The organism is Brevibacillus agri, from assembly GCF_004117055.1.
GTDB lineage: Bacteria > Bacillota > Bacilli > Brevibacillales > Brevibacillaceae > Brevibacillus > Brevibacillus agri.
The window spans coordinates 3035648-3056072 of record NZ_CP026363.1; the positions used below are offsets into that span (position 1 = coordinate 3035648).

Annotated in this window: 7 protein-coding genes; 4 read left to right on the forward strand and 3 right to left on the reverse strand. The window is 53.8% G+C overall.

The window, feature by feature from the left end; all coding sequences use genetic code 11:
• The first annotated feature begins 25 nt into the window (after positions 1-25).
• The gene (locus tag BA6348_RS15090; protein ID WP_165328995.1) at positions 26-2278 is read left to right on the forward strand and encodes a condensation domain-containing protein; all 2253 of its coding nucleotides are present in this window, start codon (positions 26-28) and stop codon (positions 2276-2278) included.
• A 389-nt stretch (positions 2279-2667) separates the two neighbouring features.
• Entirely contained in the window at positions 2668-3249 is a 582-nt protein-coding gene (locus BA6348_RS15095) for a GNAT family N-acetyltransferase (RefSeq protein WP_005834055.1), read from the forward strand.
• A gap of 100 nt (positions 3250-3349) precedes the next feature.
• Here the strand turns inward: BA6348_RS15095 and BA6348_RS15100 are convergent, their stop codons facing one another.
• The 3 genes from BA6348_RS15100 to BA6348_RS15110 form a co-directional block, all read right to left on the reverse strand.
• Complete coding sequence (locus BA6348_RS15100; RefSeq protein ID WP_005834057.1) at positions 3350-4048, reverse strand: 4'-phosphopantetheinyl transferase family protein; 699 nt, start codon at positions 4046-4048, stop codon at positions 3350-3352.
• A 67-nt stretch (positions 4049-4115) separates the two neighbouring features.
• Positions 4116-4706 carry an antiterminator LoaP gene (loaP, locus tag BA6348_RS15105; RefSeq protein WP_025844095.1) on the reverse strand — a complete coding sequence of 197 codons (591 nt, stop codon included), beginning with the start codon at positions 4704-4706 and terminating at the stop codon, positions 4116-4118.
• A gap of 910 nt (positions 4707-5616) precedes the next feature.
• The gene (locus BA6348_RS15110; RefSeq protein WP_005834059.1) at positions 5617-5916 is read right to left on the reverse strand and encodes a hypothetical protein; all 300 of its coding nucleotides are present in this window, start codon (positions 5914-5916) and stop codon (positions 5617-5619) included.
• A gap of 299 nt (positions 5917-6215) precedes the next feature.
• Here BA6348_RS15110 and tycA point away from each other — a divergent pair, with 299 nt between their 5' ends.
• Both tycA and tycB read left to right on the forward strand, forming a co-directional pair.
• Positions 6216-9482: a tyrocidine non-ribosomal peptide synthetase TycA gene (gene tycA, locus BA6348_RS15115; RefSeq protein ID WP_122952454.1), complete on the forward strand. Its 3267-nt coding sequence runs from the start codon at positions 6216-6218 to the stop codon at positions 9480-9482.
• A gap of 96 nt (positions 9483-9578) precedes the next feature.
• Entirely contained in the window at positions 9579-20345 is a 10767-nt protein-coding gene (gene tycB / locus BA6348_RS15120; protein ID WP_122952455.1) for a tyrocidine non-ribosomal peptide synthetase TycB, read from the forward strand.
• Positions 20346-20425 lie beyond the last annotated feature (80 nt).

Sequence of the window (20425 nt, forward strand, 5' to 3'; positions counted from 1 at the left end):
ATTTGAGACAAAAGGAGCGCAAATGATGATCGAGAAGCTTGCTGGTGCTGCCAACAGGAACGGCCATCTACCGGTCGGCGTCGAGCAGTCGGCGTCTGATTGGCAAGTGGATGAATACTGGAAGACTATACTGCAAAACCGTACTCATGCATTAAATTTGCCGCTGGATTTTGTGCGGCCAGCGGTGAAAGGCGGGCAGCGAGACGCCGTCACGTATAAAACTACTTTGGCGTTACAACGGGAGCTTGCGCTTGCTGCCGAAAACGAAGCGGTATCCGTGGAAGTCGTTTTGCTCGCTGCGCTCATGCTGCTGCTCGCGAAATATACGGGCCAGGAGTATGTGGTCGTAGGCTGGACGTCTAATTCTGTGCAACATGCTTGCGGTGGCAGCGAGACAGCTTGCACGACGGTAGTCGCTGGTTGCGTGGAGCAGAGCCGTACATGGCGCGAGTTTTTGGCGGCAATCGAGCAGACGTGCTTGCAGGCGCGCGCCCCGAAGCGGTTTTCGTACGAGCAACTGGTGGACACAATGGATGCGGACCAAGACGCGAGCAGAAATCCGCTCTTTGACGTACGCCTCAAACAGCGCCATACCGAAACAGCGCGGCAAAAGGATGATTTCGCGCTCGGCTTCGACGTGGAGCGTGACGGCATTTCTTTGCGAATCGAGTATGATGCAAACCTCTTTTTCGCAAGCACGATGGAGCGGCTGCTGCGCCACTACTGCCATCTGTTGGAGCAACTGGTCCAAGATACCGACCAGCGACTGGCAGACCTGGACATGCTCGCCGCAGACGGGGACGAGCCTCTCGTTTACGACCGCGGCCACAACCTGACGACGGATTCAGCCGATCCAGTGCGGAGCGCGGCACACCAGCCGCAGCGAAAACAGCAGGCCGAACATCCGGAGAAAAGCGCCGCCGTGCCCGGCGAGCGTCAGGCGAGCATGGTCCCGTTACCTGCTTTGGAAGCAGCGGAAAAGCGTCCGGATTACCCGGCATCGTCGGCGCAAAAACGGTTGTTCATGCTGGATAAACTGCTGGGAAGAAGCACTGCCTACAACGTCCCTGTCATCCGCAACATCAATGGCAGAGTGGACAGCAAGCGGCTGGAAAAAGCGCTACAGGGGCTTGTCGAGCGGCATGAATCGCTGCGGACGGCGTTCCAACTGGAAGTGGAGAGCGGTGCGCTCCGGCAAAAGGTACATTCCGCTGTTCCATTTGCGTTTCCGGTTTACGCGCTGACAGAGGCAGAAGCCGCAGAGATGATTCGCGATTTTGTCAGGCCGTTTCGTCTTGACAAAGCGCCGCTGTTCCGCGCGGCGCTGATCGAACTGACGGACAAAAAAGAGAGCATCCTCATCCTCGACATGCACCATGCGATAACAGACGGCCTGTCTGTCGGGATCATGCTCAAAGAATTGGCAGCGCTGTACGAGAACAGGCAACTGGAGCCTCTTAGCCTTCAATACAAAGACTACGCCGTCTGGGAAAGCCAGCTCATGCACACGCAGGAGTGGAAAAAGCAGGAAGCATACTGGCTGGAACGATTCAAGGAGCCTGTCCACCCGGTGCGATTGCGGTTCAGCCGCCCCCCGGCCTTGACAGCAGAGGCGACATCGCGGACGCTTCATTTTTCCTTGGAAGAAAATACGGCGACAGCGCTGCAAAATCTCGCTCACTCGACAGAGACAACTTTGTTTATGGTCATGCTGGCTGCCTTTACCGTCCTGCTGTCCAGGCTGTCTGGGCAGGACGACATTGTCGTCGGTACGCCCATTTCGGGAAGACACCGCGAAGGGCTGGAAAATATCGTCGGGATGTTTGTCAACACGTTGGCTATTCGCAACCAGCCACGAAGCAGCCAGTCTTTCCTGACGTATTTGCACCAGGTAAAAGAGCGCCTGCTGGACGCATACGAAAATCAGGACTACGCCTTCGACCAGCTTGTGGACAAACTGAACGTCCCGCGCGAGATCAACGGAAATCCGCTGTTCAATGTCATGTTCCAGTTTGCGCAGCACCACGAAGCGGAAACGATCGACGGGCTGAAGCTGCAAGCTGTCGAGTACGACGGCGCACCAGGCAAGTTCGATCTGCATTTCGTCGTCGTGCAGGAAAATCAGCGCGCCCTGCATCTGGAAATGACGTACCGGGAAGCTTATCTCCCGGATGAGACAGCGCGGGAGTTTCTTGCGCATTTTCACGGCCTGGTTCAGCAAATCGTCCGGGATGTGCAGCAGGACGGAAAGGAAGAGATTGCGACGCCCCATCCTTGACAACCGCAGCATATAGACAAAATCCCGCCTTTTGCCTGGGCGGGATTTTTTTCGTTCATTTATGGTGGTTTTCTTGCTGATTACTAACGCGTCAATACCGGGCACCAACAGCGATTCGCCAGCTACCACCGCGCCTAGATGCCACCGCACAGGGGACAAAAAGGTAGCCCCAAGGCGCCGACTTCCTTTATCGCTGCCACCAACCCACCAGCCTAACCACCACGACCATACAAACAAGTCGCTTTTCTCACCTGTTTTTGGCATAATATACCATAGCCAACAACAGCAACAACTCACCCCGAAAAGCAGACGGCCAAAAACTTACGATCAAGCCAAAATGCTCAACCTGGCTGGAAAAAAGCAAACTCGGACAGGAAAGGAACGGAAGAATGAATAGTAACGCGCTGTTTCACGAGTTTCCGGTCTTGAAATCAGACCATTTGATCCTGCGGGAGATTGAAGATTGTCACCTCGAAGAACTGTATGAAATTTACAGCAACGACAACGTCTTTGAGTATTGCGGCATCATTCCCAAGCACAAAAAAGATACCGTCCTGACCATGATCGGGCATTTCAAAAGAGATTACTTGAAAAAGTCGAGAGTAAAATGGGGGATGTTTCCCGCTCAGCAAAGCGAGAGATTGGTCGGCATTATCGAAGCGTTCGAGTTTAACCAGCGTGTAAACATGGCGACAATCGGCTACTTTCTGGCCGAAGCGCACTGGGGAAAAGGCTTTGCCTCCGAGGCGGTCCAAATGGTCGTGCGCTTCTTGATGGAGGAAGTCAACGTGAACAGAATCCAGGCAGAGGTCATGCCGAAAAACGAACCGTCCAAACAAGTATTGCGCAAAAACGGCTTCACCCTGGAAGGAACGCTCAGACAGGCAGCCCTCTGGTCAGGCAAAGGGATTGTCGACCTGGAAATCTACGGCTTGCTGCAGGAAGACTATCAAAATCGGCAAACGAGATAGCGGCATCGCGCAGTCAGGCCACACAAGAACGTTCCAAACCAAAAGGTTTCATCCCCGAAAGCCAAGCGGGGATGAAACCTTTTTTGTTGCCCAGTGCCGATCACTGGCTGAAGCTGAGAAAATACGGAAGCAGCGTGTCCAGCGACACGATTTCCACCTGTTCACAAAACTGGCCGTTTTGCGCACAAGCGGTCAGCGTGTATTCGTCATCCAGAACGTACGTCTTGAAGTGCCATTCCTCCTGGTCATAGACACGCCAACCCTCGACCGTTCCCTCTCTGACAGTAGAGAAGCTGTGCAGCGGAAGCGAAAGCCCTTTGCCGATCGCTTTTATATAGCTTTCCTTGGCGGTCCAGACCGTAAAAAAGCGTGCCTGCCAGCGCTCGCTGTCCCGTTCTGCCTCAATAAACTCGCATTCCTCCTGGGCAAAAAACTGCCGGGCAATTTGCAAGTCAATCGCATGCTTTTTTTCAATATCAATTCCTACGGCACGGTCATCGGTTATGCAGACGACCCAGTCGCCCGAATGGGACAGGTTGTAGTGCAAGCTGTCCAACGGCTCTTGCAAGGAAGGCTTGCCATAGGCATTCGTGCCAAACCTAATGTTTTTCACAGGAACCGCGAACGTCTCCGCCGCAATTTTTCGAATCAACAGGTCGGCGAGCAACCCTCTGACACAATCTTCGCGGCGGTAGAAAGCAGAGAGCCGCAACTGCTTTTCTTCGCCCACAAAAGACAACAGGTGGGGAATGGATTCGTCCGGAAAATCGGTGATGTTAACCGCGTATATTTGCACCATGTTGAACCTCCTATTTCGTCTGTCGACAAGCTTTGCGCAACAAAAGCGCGAGCAGGGCATTGCCTGCTTACACGCTCGGCTCGATCAGCTCAATTCCAAGGTCGATCACCCGCTCATCGCCCATGAGCGAGACGAGCACTTTGACCCGCCGTTTGTGCTTGTCCACCTTTTTCACGATCCCTTCCAGCCCTTTGAGCGGGCCGGACTCTACATATACTTTGGAGTCTTGCGTATAGACCTGGGAAAAATCAATTTGCTCATCGTGATTCAAAAGCTTGAGAATAATCGTCATTTCTTCGTCGGGAATCTTTTTGAAGCAGAGCGCTTCTTCCTTGCTTTCCGTTACGTTCGCGCGGCTTTTGCGCAGAGCAGCCGGTCTGTCGTAGGTGAGGTCGATTTTATTCAAATAGTTCAGCATCCGAATGATTTTGGAATGGCTTTTAATGAAGTAATATTTCGAACAATTCATGTTCGTTTTGACAAAAATGTAGCCGGGAAACAAATCTTTCTCCACGCGCAAAATCTCGCCGTTTTTCTTCTCGGGAACGATTCGTTGCGGTACCATCGAATACAGCGTTTCTTTCTCAAAAGATTTATTCAGCCAATTTTTTACAGAGTGCTCATAACCCGTTTTCACATAGAAAGCATACCAGTTCATCAACTTGCAAGACTCCTTTTCATAACGTTTCTAAGATCATTGGCAGGTGCAACCGCTCAGCAATCCACAACCTCCATAGATTCGTCTCTCTTGGCAGTTCCTGATCCGGGTATAAAAGCTCATCTCCTGTCACCACGATGGGAAACCTTATGTTTCGCATGCCGGAAGCGGATGTTTCGGTCGGCCAGATGGAAGCCGCATCAGCCATGCGCAACTATGCGAGATATAAACGATTGATTACATAATACTGTTTTATTTTCTAAATAATGGTAAATGCTGACAGAAAGACCGTCAAGCCCAACCAAAACAAAAACGTTGGGAGTGGTGACAGTATTCGGATTTCTTTTGTGCAGGCTGGTTGGGGAGCTTTATCTGGCGAACGGCGAACGATAGAGAGCAAAGACGGACGGCTTGGTGGATCGCAAAGCATAGGACCGGCTGCTGCCGGCTTTCCTTGAACCGGGTCCGGGCGGAAGTCAGAATAGTTAAAAACTTTTTTTGCGAAAAATCCAACGCAAGTAAAAAGGAGGAGTAGGGTATTGGTTCGTGACTTCTATCACAAGCTTTCTGGGAGTCTGCGGGCTTGGCAAGACCGTGGCGAATGCAGCCCACAGGAGAGCAGACTCTGCTGATTTTTAGAAGAAAACCCCTGCTTTACCAGTATAAAGCATTATATAAGCTGTGAACATATAAAATATTTAACGTTATGAAAATATTTATCAAAAAAATATCAGTAGAAAAGCTTGCTTCGCGCTCCATGCTTTTGCCGAAGGGGAGAGAAACGGGCATGACCACGAAACATGCTTGCCCATTCGGCTTACACACGCAAGTTGACACAGGCTTGCCAAACAGGACCTCTGTTTACGTAAAGAGGTTGTAAAAAATCTGGTACATTTTTAACAAATTATCCCTATTTTTTAACCCATTTCCAAATTTTCTCTGTTATAATGATTTTCAGCGTCAGCAACCTAGTGCTTTCAGCCTGCCAGCCGCTTTCGTTCGGCGCTTCCAAAAGAGTGAGGGAGAAGGGATGCCAACGGGTTAGACGAATAGGGAGCTTCAGGTGATGGTTTTCAAGTAAAGGAGTTTTCCTTCGCGCCGCGGGCAAAAGCCAGCAAGCCAGCCCGTATCCATCAGCCTTGAGTACCAGCGCCCGTTTTCCGCTGTCGCATCGTGAAAATGTGACTTTTGTATGAAAAGTGCATCCCATAAACAGGAAATTCTCCTGATTGTTAAAATTACCCAAATGAAGGAGAATGAAAAACTGGAATGGGACTGATCCCATCGACTCAAAAGCTGTAAAATAATGACAAACAAGTAACAAAATCCTATTTCTTCGTTACATTCGGCCCTCATAAGAACGATCATCCTGTTATTTCCTGCTATATCCGTCTTTTTTAGCTTCGGCGCCAACTCCACAGCACGTCGAGCTCGCCCTGTCACTCGTTGGCCAGCATTTTGTCGCACTTCATGATAAACACACGCAATTTTCATTATCGGAGGGGACACATGTTAGCAAATCAGGCCCATCTCGTCGAGATCGAGCGGGAGACGAAGCACCAGCCGCAAGTGCCATATGCCCAGGATAAGTCGATCCATCAATTGTTCGAAGAGCAAGCAGAGGCTTTTCCAGACCGGGTTGCCATCGTTTTTGAAAACCGGCAGCTCACCTACCGGGAGCTGAACGGAAAAGCCAATCAACTGGCGAGAGCGTTGCTCGAAAAAGGCGTGCAAACAGACAGCATCGTCGGGGTGATGATGGAGAAAGCGCCGGAAAATATCATCGCGATTTTGGCCGTTCTCAAAGCGGGCGGAGCGTACGTGCCCATCGACATCGAATATCCCCGCGATCGCATTCAGTATATTTTGCAGGACAGCCAAACGAAAATCGTGCTCACGCAAAAAAGCGCAAGCAAGCTCGTGCATGACGTCGGGTACAGCGGGCATATCGTTGTGTTGGAAGAAGAAAAGCTGGACGCTCGCGAAGCTTCCAATCTGCGCCAGCCAAGCAAGCCTACGGATCTCGCCTACGTCATTTACACCTCAGGGACAACGGGCAAACCGAAAGGCACCATGCTGGAGCATAAAGGCATCGCCAATTTGCAATCGTTTTTCCAAAATTCGTTTGGCGTCACCGCGCAAGACCGAATCGGGTTGTTTGCCAGCATGTCGTTCGACGCATCCGTTTGGGAAATGTTCATGGCTTTGCTGTCCGGCGCAAGCCTCTACATCCTTTCCAAGCAGACGATTCATGATTTCGTTACGTTTGAAAACTATTTGAGTGAAAATGAATTGACGATTATCACGCTGCCACCGACTTATTTGACTCATCTCACCCCAGAACGAATCACTTCTCTGCGCATCATGATTACGGCAGGTTCATCTGCCTCCGCCCCCTTGGTAAACAAATGGAAAGACAAACTCAGGTACATAAATGCATACGGCCCAACGGAAACGAGCATTTGCGCGACGACATGGGAAGCGCCTGCCCACGAGTTCCCCGTGCAGTCCGTTCCGATTGGTAAGCCGATTCAAAACACGCACATCTATATCGTAGGCGAAGACTTGCAGCCCCTGCCGATTGGCAGCGAAGGCGAACTGTGCATAGGCGGAGTCGGCCTGGCGAGAGGGTATTGGAACCGCCCTGATTTGACCGCAGAAAAATTCGTAGACAATCCGTTCGTACCGGGAGAAAAGATGTACCGGACCGGGGACCTGGCGAAATGGCTGGCGGATGGAAACATCGAGTTTCTCGGCAGGATCGACCACCAGGTAAAAATCAGAGGTCATCGTATTGAGCTAGGCGAAATCGAGTCTGTCTTGCTCTCGTACGAACCAATTACAGAGGCCGTAGTCATCGCCAGAGAGGATCAACAGGCCGGGCAGTATTTGTGCGCCTATTTTATTTCGCGACAAGAAGTAACTCCTGCACAACTCAGAGAATACGCCGCGCAAAAGCTGCCAGCGTACATGCTGCCTTCCTATTTCGTCAAGCTGGACAAAATGCCGCTGACGCCAAATGACAAGATCGACCGCAAAGCGTTGCCCGAGCCTGATTTTGCAACAAACGCAAACCTTGCCGCCTACCATCCTCCGCGCAACGAGACGGAATCAATCCTCGCATCCATCTGGCAAGATGTGCTGGGGGTAGAAAAGATAGGGATACGCGATAATTTTTACTCGCTCGGCGGCGATTCGATCCAGGCGATCCAGGTCGTCGCGCGCCTGCATTCCTATCAGCGGAAGCTAGAGGCGAAAGACTTGCTGAATTACCCGACGATCGAACAGGTTGCCCTGTTTGTAAAAAATACGACCCGAAAAAGCGATCAGGGCATCATCGTCGGAGACGTACCGCTTACGCCCATTCAAAAATGGTTTTTTGAGAAAAATTTCACGAATATGAGCCATTGGAACCAGTCGTCTATGCTTTATCGCCCGGAAGGATTCGACCGTGACGCGATCCAGAGGGCCATGGACAAAATCATCGAGCACCACGACGCGCTTCGCATGGTGTATCGGCACGAAAACGGGCAGGTCGTTCAGCGCAACCGCGGGTTGGACGGCAAACGATACGATTTCTCCCTGTACGATCTGGGCGCGCACGCGGATGTCGAGCAGGCGATTGCGGAAGAAACGCAGCGTTTGCACAGCAACATGGATTTGCAGGAAGGACCGCTGGTGAAGGTCGCGCTGTTCCAGACGCTACATGGCGATCATTTGTTTTTGGCGATCCATCACCTGGTCGTGGACGGCATTTCCTGGCGCATTTTGTTTGAAGATTTGGCAACCGCCTATGCGCAAGCACTTGCGGGGCAAGCGATCACTTTGCCGGAAAAGACGGATTCTTTTCAAAGCTGGTCAGAGTGGTTGCACGAATACGCGAACGAGGCGGATTTGCTGAGCGAGATTCCGTATTGGGAGAGCGTCGAATCGCAGGCGAGCCATGTCTGGCTGCCCAAAGACTTTGAAGCGGCAGGCTGCAAGCAAAAAAGCGTGCGAAACATGCGAATCCGGCTGCGGGCGGAAGAGACGGAGCAACTGCTGAAGCACGCCAATCAGGCCTACCAGACGGAAATTAACGACTTGTTGCTGGCGGCGCTCGGCCTGGCTTTTGCCGAGTGGAGCAAGCTTGAGCAACTCGCGATTCATCTCGAGGGGCACGGGCGCGAGGACATCATCGAGCAGGCAAACGTGGCGCGAACCGTCGGCTGGTTTACATCGCAATATCCGGTTTTGCTCGACTTGCGGCAAACCGCTCACTTGTCCGACTTCATCAAGCTCACCAAAGAAAATTTGCGAAAAATTCCCCGTAAAGGAATTGGCTACGACATTTTAAAGCATGTGACGCTCCCGGAAAATCGCGGTTCCTTGTCTTTTTCCGTGCAGCCGGAAGTGACGTTCAACTACTTGGGCCAGTTTGATGCGGACATGAAGACAGAGCTGTTTACCCGCTCGCCTTTCAGCGGAGGCAACACGCTTGGCGCAGATGGCAAAAACAATCTCAGTCCTGAATCGGAGGTGTACACCGCTTTGAATATAACCGGATTGATTGAAGGCGGAGAGCTTGTCCTCACTTTCTCCTATAGCGCGGAGCAGTTTCGGGAAGAGTCCATCCATCAATTGAGCCAAGGTTATCAAAAGCAGCTTCAGCGCATCGTCACGCACTGCATCGAGAAAAAAGAAGTAGAGCGGACGCCGAGCGATTTTAGCGTCAAAGGTCTTCAGATGGAGGAAATGGACGATATTTTCGAATTACTGGCCAATACACTGACCTAACCAAGTGATGACAGCGATTATGCGGGGCGGCCGCGCATCTTTATTTTCCTTTTTTATACATGTATGACAAATAAATGAATTTATCGAGGTGCCGTAATGAGTGTATTTAGCAAAGAACACGTCCAGGATATGTACGTTTTGACTCCGATGCAAGAGGGCATGTTGTTCCACGCCTTGCTCGACCAGGAGCAAAACTCGCATCTCGTACAGATGTCCATCTCGTTGCAGGGCGATCTTGACGTCGGGCTGTTTACCGACAGCCTGCGTGCGCTGGTAGAGAGGTACGATGTATTCCGCACGTTATTTCTTTACGAAAAGCTCAAGCAGCCGTTGCAGGTTGTGCTGAAGGAACGCCCCATTCCGATCGAATTCCACGATTTGTCTGCCTGCGACGAGTCCGAGAAGCAGGCCCGCTACACCGCGTACAAAAGAGCCGATCAGGAGAAGACGTTTCATCTGGCAAAAGACCCGTTGCTGAGGGTCGCCATTTTCCAAATGACCCGGCAAGACTACCAGGTCATCTGGAGCTTTCATCACATCTTGATGGACGGCTGGTGCTTCAGCCTTATTTTCGATGACTTGCTCGCCATCTATTTATCGTTGCAAAACAAGACCACACCTACCCTGGAGCCGGTACAGCCGTACAGTCGCTTCATCGGCTGGCTGGAAAAACAGGATAAACAGGCCGCGCTCGCCTATTGGAGCGACTACTTGCAGCAATATGAGCAGAAGACCGCTTTGCCGAAAAAAGAAAAGCTCGCTGACACGGCTTTTCAGCCAAGCCAATACCGCTTTCGTCTGAACCGCGCCTTGAGCAAACAGCTCGGGACAATCGCCAGTCAACATCAGGTGACGGTTTCGACGGTGATTCAAACGATCTGGGGGATTCTCCTGCAAAAGTACAACGCGACCCATGACGTGCTGTTCGGCTCCGTCGTCTCCGGACGCCCGACAGAGATCGTCGGCATCGACAAAATGGTTGGCTTGTTCATCAACACGATCCCGTTTCGCGTGCAGGCGCAGGCGGGCCAGACGTTTTCCGAGCTGCTGCACGAGGTGCACAAAAAGACGTTGCAATCCCGGCCGTACGAGCACGTACCTTTGTACGACATTCAAAACCGGTCGGACTTGAAGCAGGAGCTGATCGACCACCTGCTGGTCATTGAAAACTATCCGCTGGTAGAGGCGTTGCAGCAAAAGGCCCAGGCCCAGCAAATCGGCTTCACCATTACCGACGTCGAAATGTTCGAGCCTACCAATTACGACTTGACCGTCATGGTGTTGCCCAAGGAAGAGATCGCCTTCCGCTTTGACTACAATGCGGCGCTGTTTGCGGAAGAGGTCGTGCAAAAAATGGCCGGGCACCTCCAGCAGATCGCGTCTTGCGTGGCAACCAATCCGGATGTCGAGCTTCGCCGGATTCCGATGCTGACAGAAGCAGAAACGGCTCAGTTGCTGGCTAAACGCACGGAAACGGCGGCTGACTATCCGGCGACCACCATTCACGAGCTGTTCGCGCGGCAGGTGGAAAAAACGCCTGAGCAAGTCGCGGTTGTTTGCGGCGATCAGCACCTGACGTATCGGGAGCTGGATGAAAAGTCCAACCAGCTCGCCCGTTTTTTGCGCAAAAAAGGCATCGGCGCTGACAGCCTTGTCGGCACGATGCTGGATCGCTCGCTGGAAATGATCGTCGGCATCATCGGCGTTTTGAAAGCAGGCGGGGCTTTTGTGCCGATTGACCCGGAGCTGCCTGCGGAACGAATTGCCTACATGCTCACGCATAGCGGCGTGCAATTGGTCGTGACCCAAGATCATTTGCTGGAAAAAGTGACGACTCCGACGGAAAAACTGGACATCCGCGCCTCCGCGATCTGGGAAGAGAGCCGCGACCATGTCGAGTCGATCAACCAGCCGCATGACTTGTTTTACATCATCTATACGTCCGGCACGACGGGCAAACCGAAAGGCGTCATGCTCGAGCATCGGAACATGGCGAACCTGCTGCACTTTACGTTTGCCAAAACCAACATCGCTTTTCAGGAAAAAGTGTTGCAGTACACGACATGCAGTTTTGATGTTTGCTACCAGGAAATTTTCTCCACGCTGTTAGCGGGAGGGCAGCTTTACCTCATTTCAAACGAGCTGAGACGGCATGTGGAAAAACTGTTTGCGTTCATCCAGGAAAAGCAGATCAGCATTTTGTCTTTGCCCGTGTCCTTTTTGAAGTTTATTTTCAACGAACAAGACTACGCGCAAAGCTTCCCGCGTTGTGTCAAACATATCATCACCGCCGGGGAACAGCTCGTCGTCACGCACGAGTTGCAAAAGTACCTGCGCGATCATCGCGTATTTTTGCACAATCACTACGGACCGTCGGAAACGCATGTCGTGACGACATACACGATGGACCCGCGCAAGGAAATACCCGAGCTGCCTCCGATCGGCAAGCCGATCAGCAATACGGGCATTTACATTTTGGATGAAGGGCTGCAGTTGAAGCCGGAGGGGATCGTCGGGGAGCTGTACATTTCCGGCGCAAACGTCGGGAGAGGCTATTTGCACCAGCCGGAGCTGACGGCGGAGAAGTTTCTCGAAAACCCGTACCAGCCAGGCGAACGAATGTATCGAACGGGTGACCTCGCCCGTTGGCTGCCTGATGGACAGCTCGAATTTTTGGGCCGAATCGACCACCAGGTCAAAATCAGAGGGCATCGCATCGAGCTGGGAGAGATCGAATCGCGCCTGCTCAACCATCCGGCCATCAAGGAAGCCGTAGTCATCGACAGAGCAGATGAGACAGGCGGCAAGTTTTTGTGCGCCTATGTCGTCCTGCAAACAGAAATCAGCGACGAAGACATGCGCACCTATTTGGCGCGTGCGCTACCGGACTACATGATCCCGTCCTTTTTCGTGAAGCTTGCGCGGATTCCGGTCACGCCGAACGGAAAAACAGACAGGAGAGCGTTGCCAAAGCCAGAGGGGAGTGCCTTGACGGGCGCGGAATACATCGCCCCGACAACCGAGCTGGAGCAAAAGCTGGTCGCGATCTGGGAGCAAATTCTCGGCGTGTCGCCAATCGGGATTCAGGATCACTTTTTTGCGCTGGGCGGCCATTCGTTAAAAGCGATTCAGCTTATTTCCCGCATCCAGAAGGAATGCAAGGCAGACGTTCCGCTGCGCGTACTGTTTGCGCAACCGACGATTCAAGCGATCGCAGCGTATGTGGAAGGCGGGGAGGAAAGCGCGTATCACGCCATTGCGCAGGCCGAGCCGCAAGCGTACTATCCCGTCTCGTCTGCGCAAAAACGGATGCTCATTTTAAACCAGCTCGACCCGGGCAGCACGGTTTACAACCTGCCTGTCGTGCTGATTCTCGACGGAACACTCGACAGGGAGCGGCTGGAGCGCGCCATTTCCGGACTGGTGTCGCGCCATGAATCGCTGCGCACCTCGTTTCACACGATCAACGGCGAGTCGGTTCAGCGCATTCACGCCGAATGCCCGTTGCCGATTGTTTGCATGAAAGCTACGGAGGAGCAAGTAAACGAAGCCGTTCTCCGGTTCATGCGTCCGTTCGATTTGGAAACGGCTCCGCTCTGCCGGGTGGGGCTGGTGAAGCTCGGCGAGAGCCGTCATGTGTTGATAATCGATCTGCACCACATCATCGCAGACGGGGTGTCCACGCAGCTTCTCCTGCATGACTTTGCCCGTCTGTATCAACACGAAGCTTTGCCCGAGCTGCGCATTCAGTATAAAGACTTCGCCGTTTGGGAAAAAGCGCGGACGCAAACGAGTGATTACCAAAAACAGGAAAATTATTGGCTCCAGCGCTTTGCAGGCGAAATTCCGGTCTTGAACCTGCCGTTGGACTACCCGCGGCCGGCTGTTCAAAGCTTTGCGGGCGAACGTTATTTGTTCCGCGCCGAAAAACAACTGCTGGATCGTTTGCAGCGCGTAGCCAAAGAGACTGGCACGACCTTGTACATGGTGCTTTTGGCCGCTTATCACGTGCTTTTGGCCAAATACTCCGGGCAGGAAGACATGGTGATCGGCACCGTGACGGCCGGCAGAGCGCACCCGGATACAGAGAGCGTCACGGGGATGTTCGTCAATACGCTGGCGATGAGAAATCAGTCCGCGCCCACAAAAACGTTCCGGCAATTTTTGCTGGAAGTAAAAGACAATACGCTCGCGGCTTTTGAGCACGGGGACTATCCGTTCGAAGAGCTCGTCGAAAAGCTGGCGCTCACGCGAAACAGAAGCCGGAACCCGTTGTTCGACACCTTGTTCCTTTTGCAAAACATGGATGCCGGCTTGATCGAGCTGGAAGGGATGACCGTGACTCCTTACGTGCCAGAGGGGAACATGGCCAAGTTCGATTTGTCGCTGGAAGCGAGCGAAAACGCAGCGGGCCTTTCCTTCTGCTTCGAATTTTGCACCAAGCTGTTCAAGCGCGAGACGATCGAGCGCATGTCGCTGCATTACTTGCAAATTTTGCAGGCCGCAAGCGAAAACACGGAGCAAAAGCTGGCGCAAGTCGAAATGCTGACCGCGCACGAGAAGCAGGAACTGCTGGTTCATTTCAACGACACGGCTACGCTGTCTCCAGCCGAAAGCACGCTTTCGCAGTTGTTTGAAGAACAGGCGCACAAAACGCCGGAGCAGACCGCCATCGTTTTCGGCGACAAGCGGCTGACGTACCGCGAACTGAACGAGCGGGCCAACCAGCTCGCGCACACTTTGCGGAAAAAAGGCGTGCAGGCTGAGCAAAGCGTAGGAATCATGGCGCAACGATCTTTGGAAATGGCAATCGGAATCATCGCCATTCTCAAAGCGGGCGGAGCGTATGTGCCGATCGACCCGGACTATCCGCACGAGCGGATTGCTTACATGCTGGAAGATTGCGAAGCCCGGTTGATCCTGACGCAAAAGGGGCTGGACGAAAAGCTTGCGGCAGACGTGGAACGCCTGTATTTGGATGAGGAAAAGAGCTATGCGCCCTCTGCGGAAAACTTGGAACCGATGCATACGGCGGGCGACCTCGCTTACATCATCTACACATCCGGTACGACAGGCAAGCCAAAAGGCGTCATGGTCGAGCATCGGGGAATCGTCAACAGCGTGACGTGGAACCGAGACGAGTTTGCCCTATCTGTCCGGGACAGAGGGACGCTGTCGCTTTCCTTCGCCTTTGATGCCTTTGCCCTAACCTTTTTTACATTGATAATATCCGGCTCCACCGTCGTCCTGATGCCCGATCATGAGGCGAAAGATCCGATTGCGCTGCGAAACCTGATTGCCGCCTGGGAATGCAGCTACGTGGTGTTTGTGCCCAGCATGTTCCAGGCGATATTGGAGTGCAGCACTCCGGCGGACATCCGCTCGATCCAGGCGGTCATGCTCGGGGGCGAAAAGCTGTCGCCGAAGCTGGTTCACCTGTGCAAAGAGATGCATCCGCAAATGCTTGTCGTCAATGCATACGGACCGACGGAAAGCAGCGTCATCGCCACCTACTTGCGCAATACGCTGCCGGATAAGCCAATCACCATCGGGCGTCCGGTTGCCAACACGAGCATCTACATCGTGGACCAACAGCATCAACTGTTGCCTGTCGGGGTGGTCGGAGAAATTTGCATCGGCGGCCGCGGCTTGGCGCGGGGCTATTGGAAAAAGCCGGAGCTTACAGCGGAGAAGTTTGTTGCGAATCCGGCTGTTCCGGGAGAGCGCATGTACAAGACTGGCGATCTCGGACGATGGCTTGCGGACGGAACGATTGATTTCACTGGACGCGTCGATGAGCAGATCAAAGTGAGAGGATACCGGATTGAGGTCGGAGAGATCGAAGCGGTTCTGCTCGCTTATGAACTGACGAATGAAGCCATCGTCGTCGCCTGCCAGGACGATCGCGGCGATTCCTATCTGGCGGCGTATGTCACGGGAAAAGCGGCGATAGAGGAAGCCGAGTTGCGCGCGCATCTCTCCAGGGCGCTTCCGGCCTACATGGTGCCAGCCTATCTCATCCAGTTGGATGCTTTTCCGCTCACGCCAAACGGCAAAGTAGACCGCAAAGCATTGCCCAAGCCGGAAGGAAAGCCAGCGACAAGCGCCGCGTATGTCGCACCTGCTACGGAAGTGGAGGCGAAGCTGGCCGCGATCTGGGAGAACGTGCTCGGCATTTCCGGCGTCGGGGTTTTGGACCACTTTTTTGAGCTGGGCGGCCATTCTTTGAAAGCGATGAGCGTGGTGGCGCAGGTGCATCGGGAGTTTCAAACGGATCTGTTGCTGAAGCAGTTTTTTGCAGCGCCGACTATCCGCGACTTGTCCCGTTTGATCGAAACCGGCGAACACGCAGGCGCAGCCGCGATTCAGCCAGCGGAGCCGCAAGCTTTCTATCCGGCGTCCTCTGCCCAGCGGCGAATGTACCTGCTGCACCAGCTCGAAGGCGCCGGAATCAGCTACAATACGCCGGGCATCATCATGCTGGAAGGCAAGCTGGATCGTGCGCAACTGGCGAAGGCGCTGCAAGCGTTGGTCGATCGCCACGACATTTGGCGAACGTCATTCGAGATGGCCGGAGACGAGCTGGTGCAGAAAATTCACGACCGCGTGACCGTGGACTTGACGTACCAGACCGCAGAGGAACAGCAGATTGACGAGCTTTTCCACGCATTCGTCCGTCCTTTCGATCTGGCTGTGCCGCCGCTTTTGCGCATGAGTCTGGTGAAGCTCGCGGATGAGCGCCATCTTCTTTTGTACGACATGCATCATATCGCGGCGGATGCGGCATCGGTCACGATCATGTTCGATGAACTGGCCGAATTGTACCAGGGAAAACATTTGCCGGAGTTGCGCATTCAGTACAAAGATTTTGCGGTCTGGCAAAAAGCGCTCGATCAGTCGGATGCCTTTAGGCAGCATGAGGCGTACTGGCTGCACGCGTTCGCCGGAACCATCACCCCTGTCGATGTACCGACAGATTTTCCGCGCCCGGCCGTGAAAAGCTTTGCCGGAGGGCAAATCACCCTGTCCATGGACCAGCCGTTGCTGGATGCATTGCGCGAACTGGCTGCGAAAACGAACACGACGCTGTTCATGGTTTTGCTCGCCGCCTACAACGTGCTGCTCGCAAAATACGCCGGGCAGGACGACATTATCGTAGGCACGCCGATTTCCGGCAGATCGCGCGCCGAGCTTGCGCCAGTCGTCGGCATGTTCGTCAATACGCTGGCGATCCGCAACAGGCCGACAGCAGACAAGACCTTCGGGCAGTTTTTGCAGGAAGTCAAACAAAATGCTCTCGATGCTTACGACCACCAGGATTACCCGTTGGAAAGCCTTGTGGAAAAGCTCGGTATTCCGCGCGACCCGGGGCGCAATCCGCTGTTTGACACCATGTTCATTTTGCAAAGCGAGGAACTGCACGAAAAAACGCTGGATCGCCTGGTCTATCGCCCTTATGAATCCGGCAGCGCGCTCGCCATCGCGAAATTCGACTTGTCTTTCCATCTGACAGAGCGAAAAGCCGATCTGCTGTTGCGACTGGAATACAGCACCAAGCTGTTCAAACGAGAGACGGTAGAGCGCATGTCCCGGCACTTCCTGCAAATTTTGCGAGCGGTCACGGCCCGTCCAAAGAGCAAGCTGCAAGAGATCGAGATGCTGACCGAAGCAGAAAAGCAAATGTTGCTGCAAGCGTTCAATGATACGGAGAGGGAGTACCGGGCAGATCAAACCATCCACCAGCTCTTTGAAGAATGGGCGGCCAAAATGCCCGAGCAAACGGCGCTCGTGTTCGAAGAGAAGCGAATGTCGTACCGGGAGTTGAACGAACGGGCGAACCAGCTCGCAGCCGTTTTGCGCGCAAAAGGAGTGGGGCCGTCGCACATCGTCGCCTTGCTGGTAGAGCGCTCCGCCGAGATGGTCATCGCCACGCTTGCCGCGTTAAAAGCGGGCGGCGCCTTTTTACCCGTCGATCCTGATTATCCAGAAGAGCGCATCCGTTACATGCTAAAGGACAGTCAGGCAAAACTCGTGGTGACGCATGCGCACTTGCTCCACAAGGTGAACAGCGAGGCCGAGATTGTCAATTTGGACGATCCCAACCATTTTGCGTCACAGAAAGACAATCTGCCTTGCACAACCAAGCCGTCTGACCTGGCTTATATCATCTACACGTCCGGTACGACGGGCAAGCCAAAAGGCGTCATGCTGGAGCACAAAGGGGTAGCGAATCTGCAAGCGGTATTTGCCAACCAGCTTGGCGTTACACCGCAAGACCGGGCGGGGCATTTTGCCAGCATCTCGTTCGACGCCTCGGTGTGGGAAATGTTTATCCCTTTGCTGTCGGGAGCGACCTTGTACGTCTTGTCCCGCGACATCATTAACGATTTTCGGCAGTTTGCCGCATACGTTCGCCACAACGCGATCACCATTCTCACCTTGCCGCCGACGTATGCCGTGTACCTGGAACCGGAGCAGTTGCCGTCGCTACGCATCCTGATTACAGCCGGATCGGCTTCCTCTGCCGCGCTGGTGGAGAAGTGGAAAGAAAAGGTGACCTACATCAACGCATACGGCCCAACCGAAAGCACCATTTGCGCGACGCTCTGGATCGCCGACCCGGATGAACCCGTCGAGACGATCACCATTGGCAAGCCGATTCCAAACACGAAGCTGTACATTGTGGATGACCAGTTGCGTCTGAAAGCGCCCGGCCAGATCGGGGAATTGTGCATCGGCGGCTTGTCGCTGGCCAGAGGCTATTGGAATCGTCCCGAGCTGACTGCCGAGAAGTTCGTCGACAATCCGTTTGCACCGGGAGAGAAAATGTACCGCACAGGCGACCTGGCACGATGGCTCCCGGACGGAAACGTCGAGTACGTGGGCCGAATGGATCACCAGGTGAAGATTCGTGGGCATCGGGTAGAGCTGGGCGAAGTGGAAAGCGTGCTGCTGCGGTATGAAACGGTCAAAGAGGCAGCCGCCATCACCCATGAGGACGACCGCGGCCAAGCTTATTTGTGCGCCTACTACGTGGCGGAAGGAGAAGCCACGCCCGCGCAGCTTCGGGACTATATGGAAAAAGAGCTGCCTCCTTACATGGTTCCCGCCTTCTTCATCCAACTGGAGAAGATGCCGCTGACCCCCAATGACAAAATTGACCGGAAAGCACTGCCGAAGCCAAGCCAGGAAGCGAATCGCGCCGAGGAATACGCGGCACCGCAAAGCGAGCTGGAGCAATTGCTGGCTTCCATCTGGGCAGATGTCTTGGGCATCAGGCAGGTCGGAATGAAAGACAACTTTTTTGAACTGGGCGGCGATTCCATCAAAGCGATCCAGGTGTCCACTCGCCTCAATGCGTCAGGCTGGACGCTTGCGATGAAAGAGCTGTTCCAATACCCGACGATCGAAGAAGTCGCAGCCCACGTCGCCCCGAACAGCAGAGAGAGCGAGCAGGGCGTCGTAGAAGGCGAGATTGGCTTGACGCCGATCCAGAAATGGTTCTTCGAGCGCAATTTCACGGATCGCCACCATTGGAATCAGGCTGTCATGCTGTTCCGCGCGGACGGCTTTGACGCAGGACTGGTTTGCCAGGCGTTCCATAAAATCGTCGAGCATCACGACGCGCTGCGCATGATTTACAAGCAGGAAGCCGGAACGATCAGGCAAATCAACCGCGGATTGACTGATGAGCGCTTCCGCTTTCATTTCTATGATCTGCAGGAGCAGGCCAATTGCGCGGCCCGCATCCTGGAACTGTCCGATCAGATCCAAAGCAGTATAGATCTGGAACAAGGACCGCTCGTCCATCTCGCGCTTTTCTCGACAAACGCAGGAGATCATTTGCTGATTGCGATTCACCATCTCGTCGTCGATGGCGTCTCCTGGCGCATTTTGTTTGAAGATTTTTCATCGGCCTACGCGCAGGCTCTCCATCAGCAGGAGATCGTCTTGCCGAAAAAGACGGATTCGTTCAAAGACTGGGCGGCCCAATTGCAAGCGTACGCGGACAGTGACGAGCTGTTGCGGGAAGCGGCGTATTGGCACAACCTGGAGAGCACGGCCACGGCTGCCGCGCTGCCAACTGACTTCGCCGCCGCAGATCGCAAGCAAAAACATACGCGCACGCTCTCGTTTGAGCTGACAGCGACCCAGACGGAAAACATGCTGCGCCACGTTCATCACGCCTATCACACGGAGATGAATGACCTGCTCTTGACAGCGTTGGGCTTGGCTATCAAAGACTGGGCGAAGACGAACTGCGTGCTCATCAATCTGGAAGGCCATGGCCGCGAAGACATCCAGAACGAGATGAACGTCACGCGAACAGTCGGTTGGTTCACTTCGCAATACCCGGTCGTGCTCGACATGGAAAAGGCCGATGACTTGTCGTACCAGATCAAGCACATCAAAGAAAGCTTGCGCCGGGTTCCGAAAAAAGGAATTGGCTACGAAATTTTGCGCACGATGACGACACGCGAGGTACAGCCGCCACTGTCGTTTGCGCTGCGGCCGGAAATCAGCTTTAACTATCTCGGCCAATTCGAGTCGGACGGGAAGGCTGGCGGATACACATTCTCGCCGCTCGGAACAGGTCAGCTATTCAGCCCGGAATCGGAAAGAGTGTTCCTATTGGACATTTCCGGCTTGATTGAAGATGGAAAGCTGCGGATCACCGTGGGCTACAGCAGCCTCCAGTACAAGGAAGAGACGATTGCCAGCCTGGCAGACGGCTATCGGAATCACTTGCTCGGCATCATGGAGCATTGCATGGCAAAAGAGGAAGGCGAGTACACCCCGAGCGACCTGGGGGACGACGATCTTTCCATGGAGGAGTTGGAGAACATCCTGGAACTGATTTGACCAGGCGACGCTGGAAATGAAATGCCTCCCGTCAAAGCGGGGCAAGCTGCGCTTTGACGGGAGGCCCCCCTCCTTCGAAC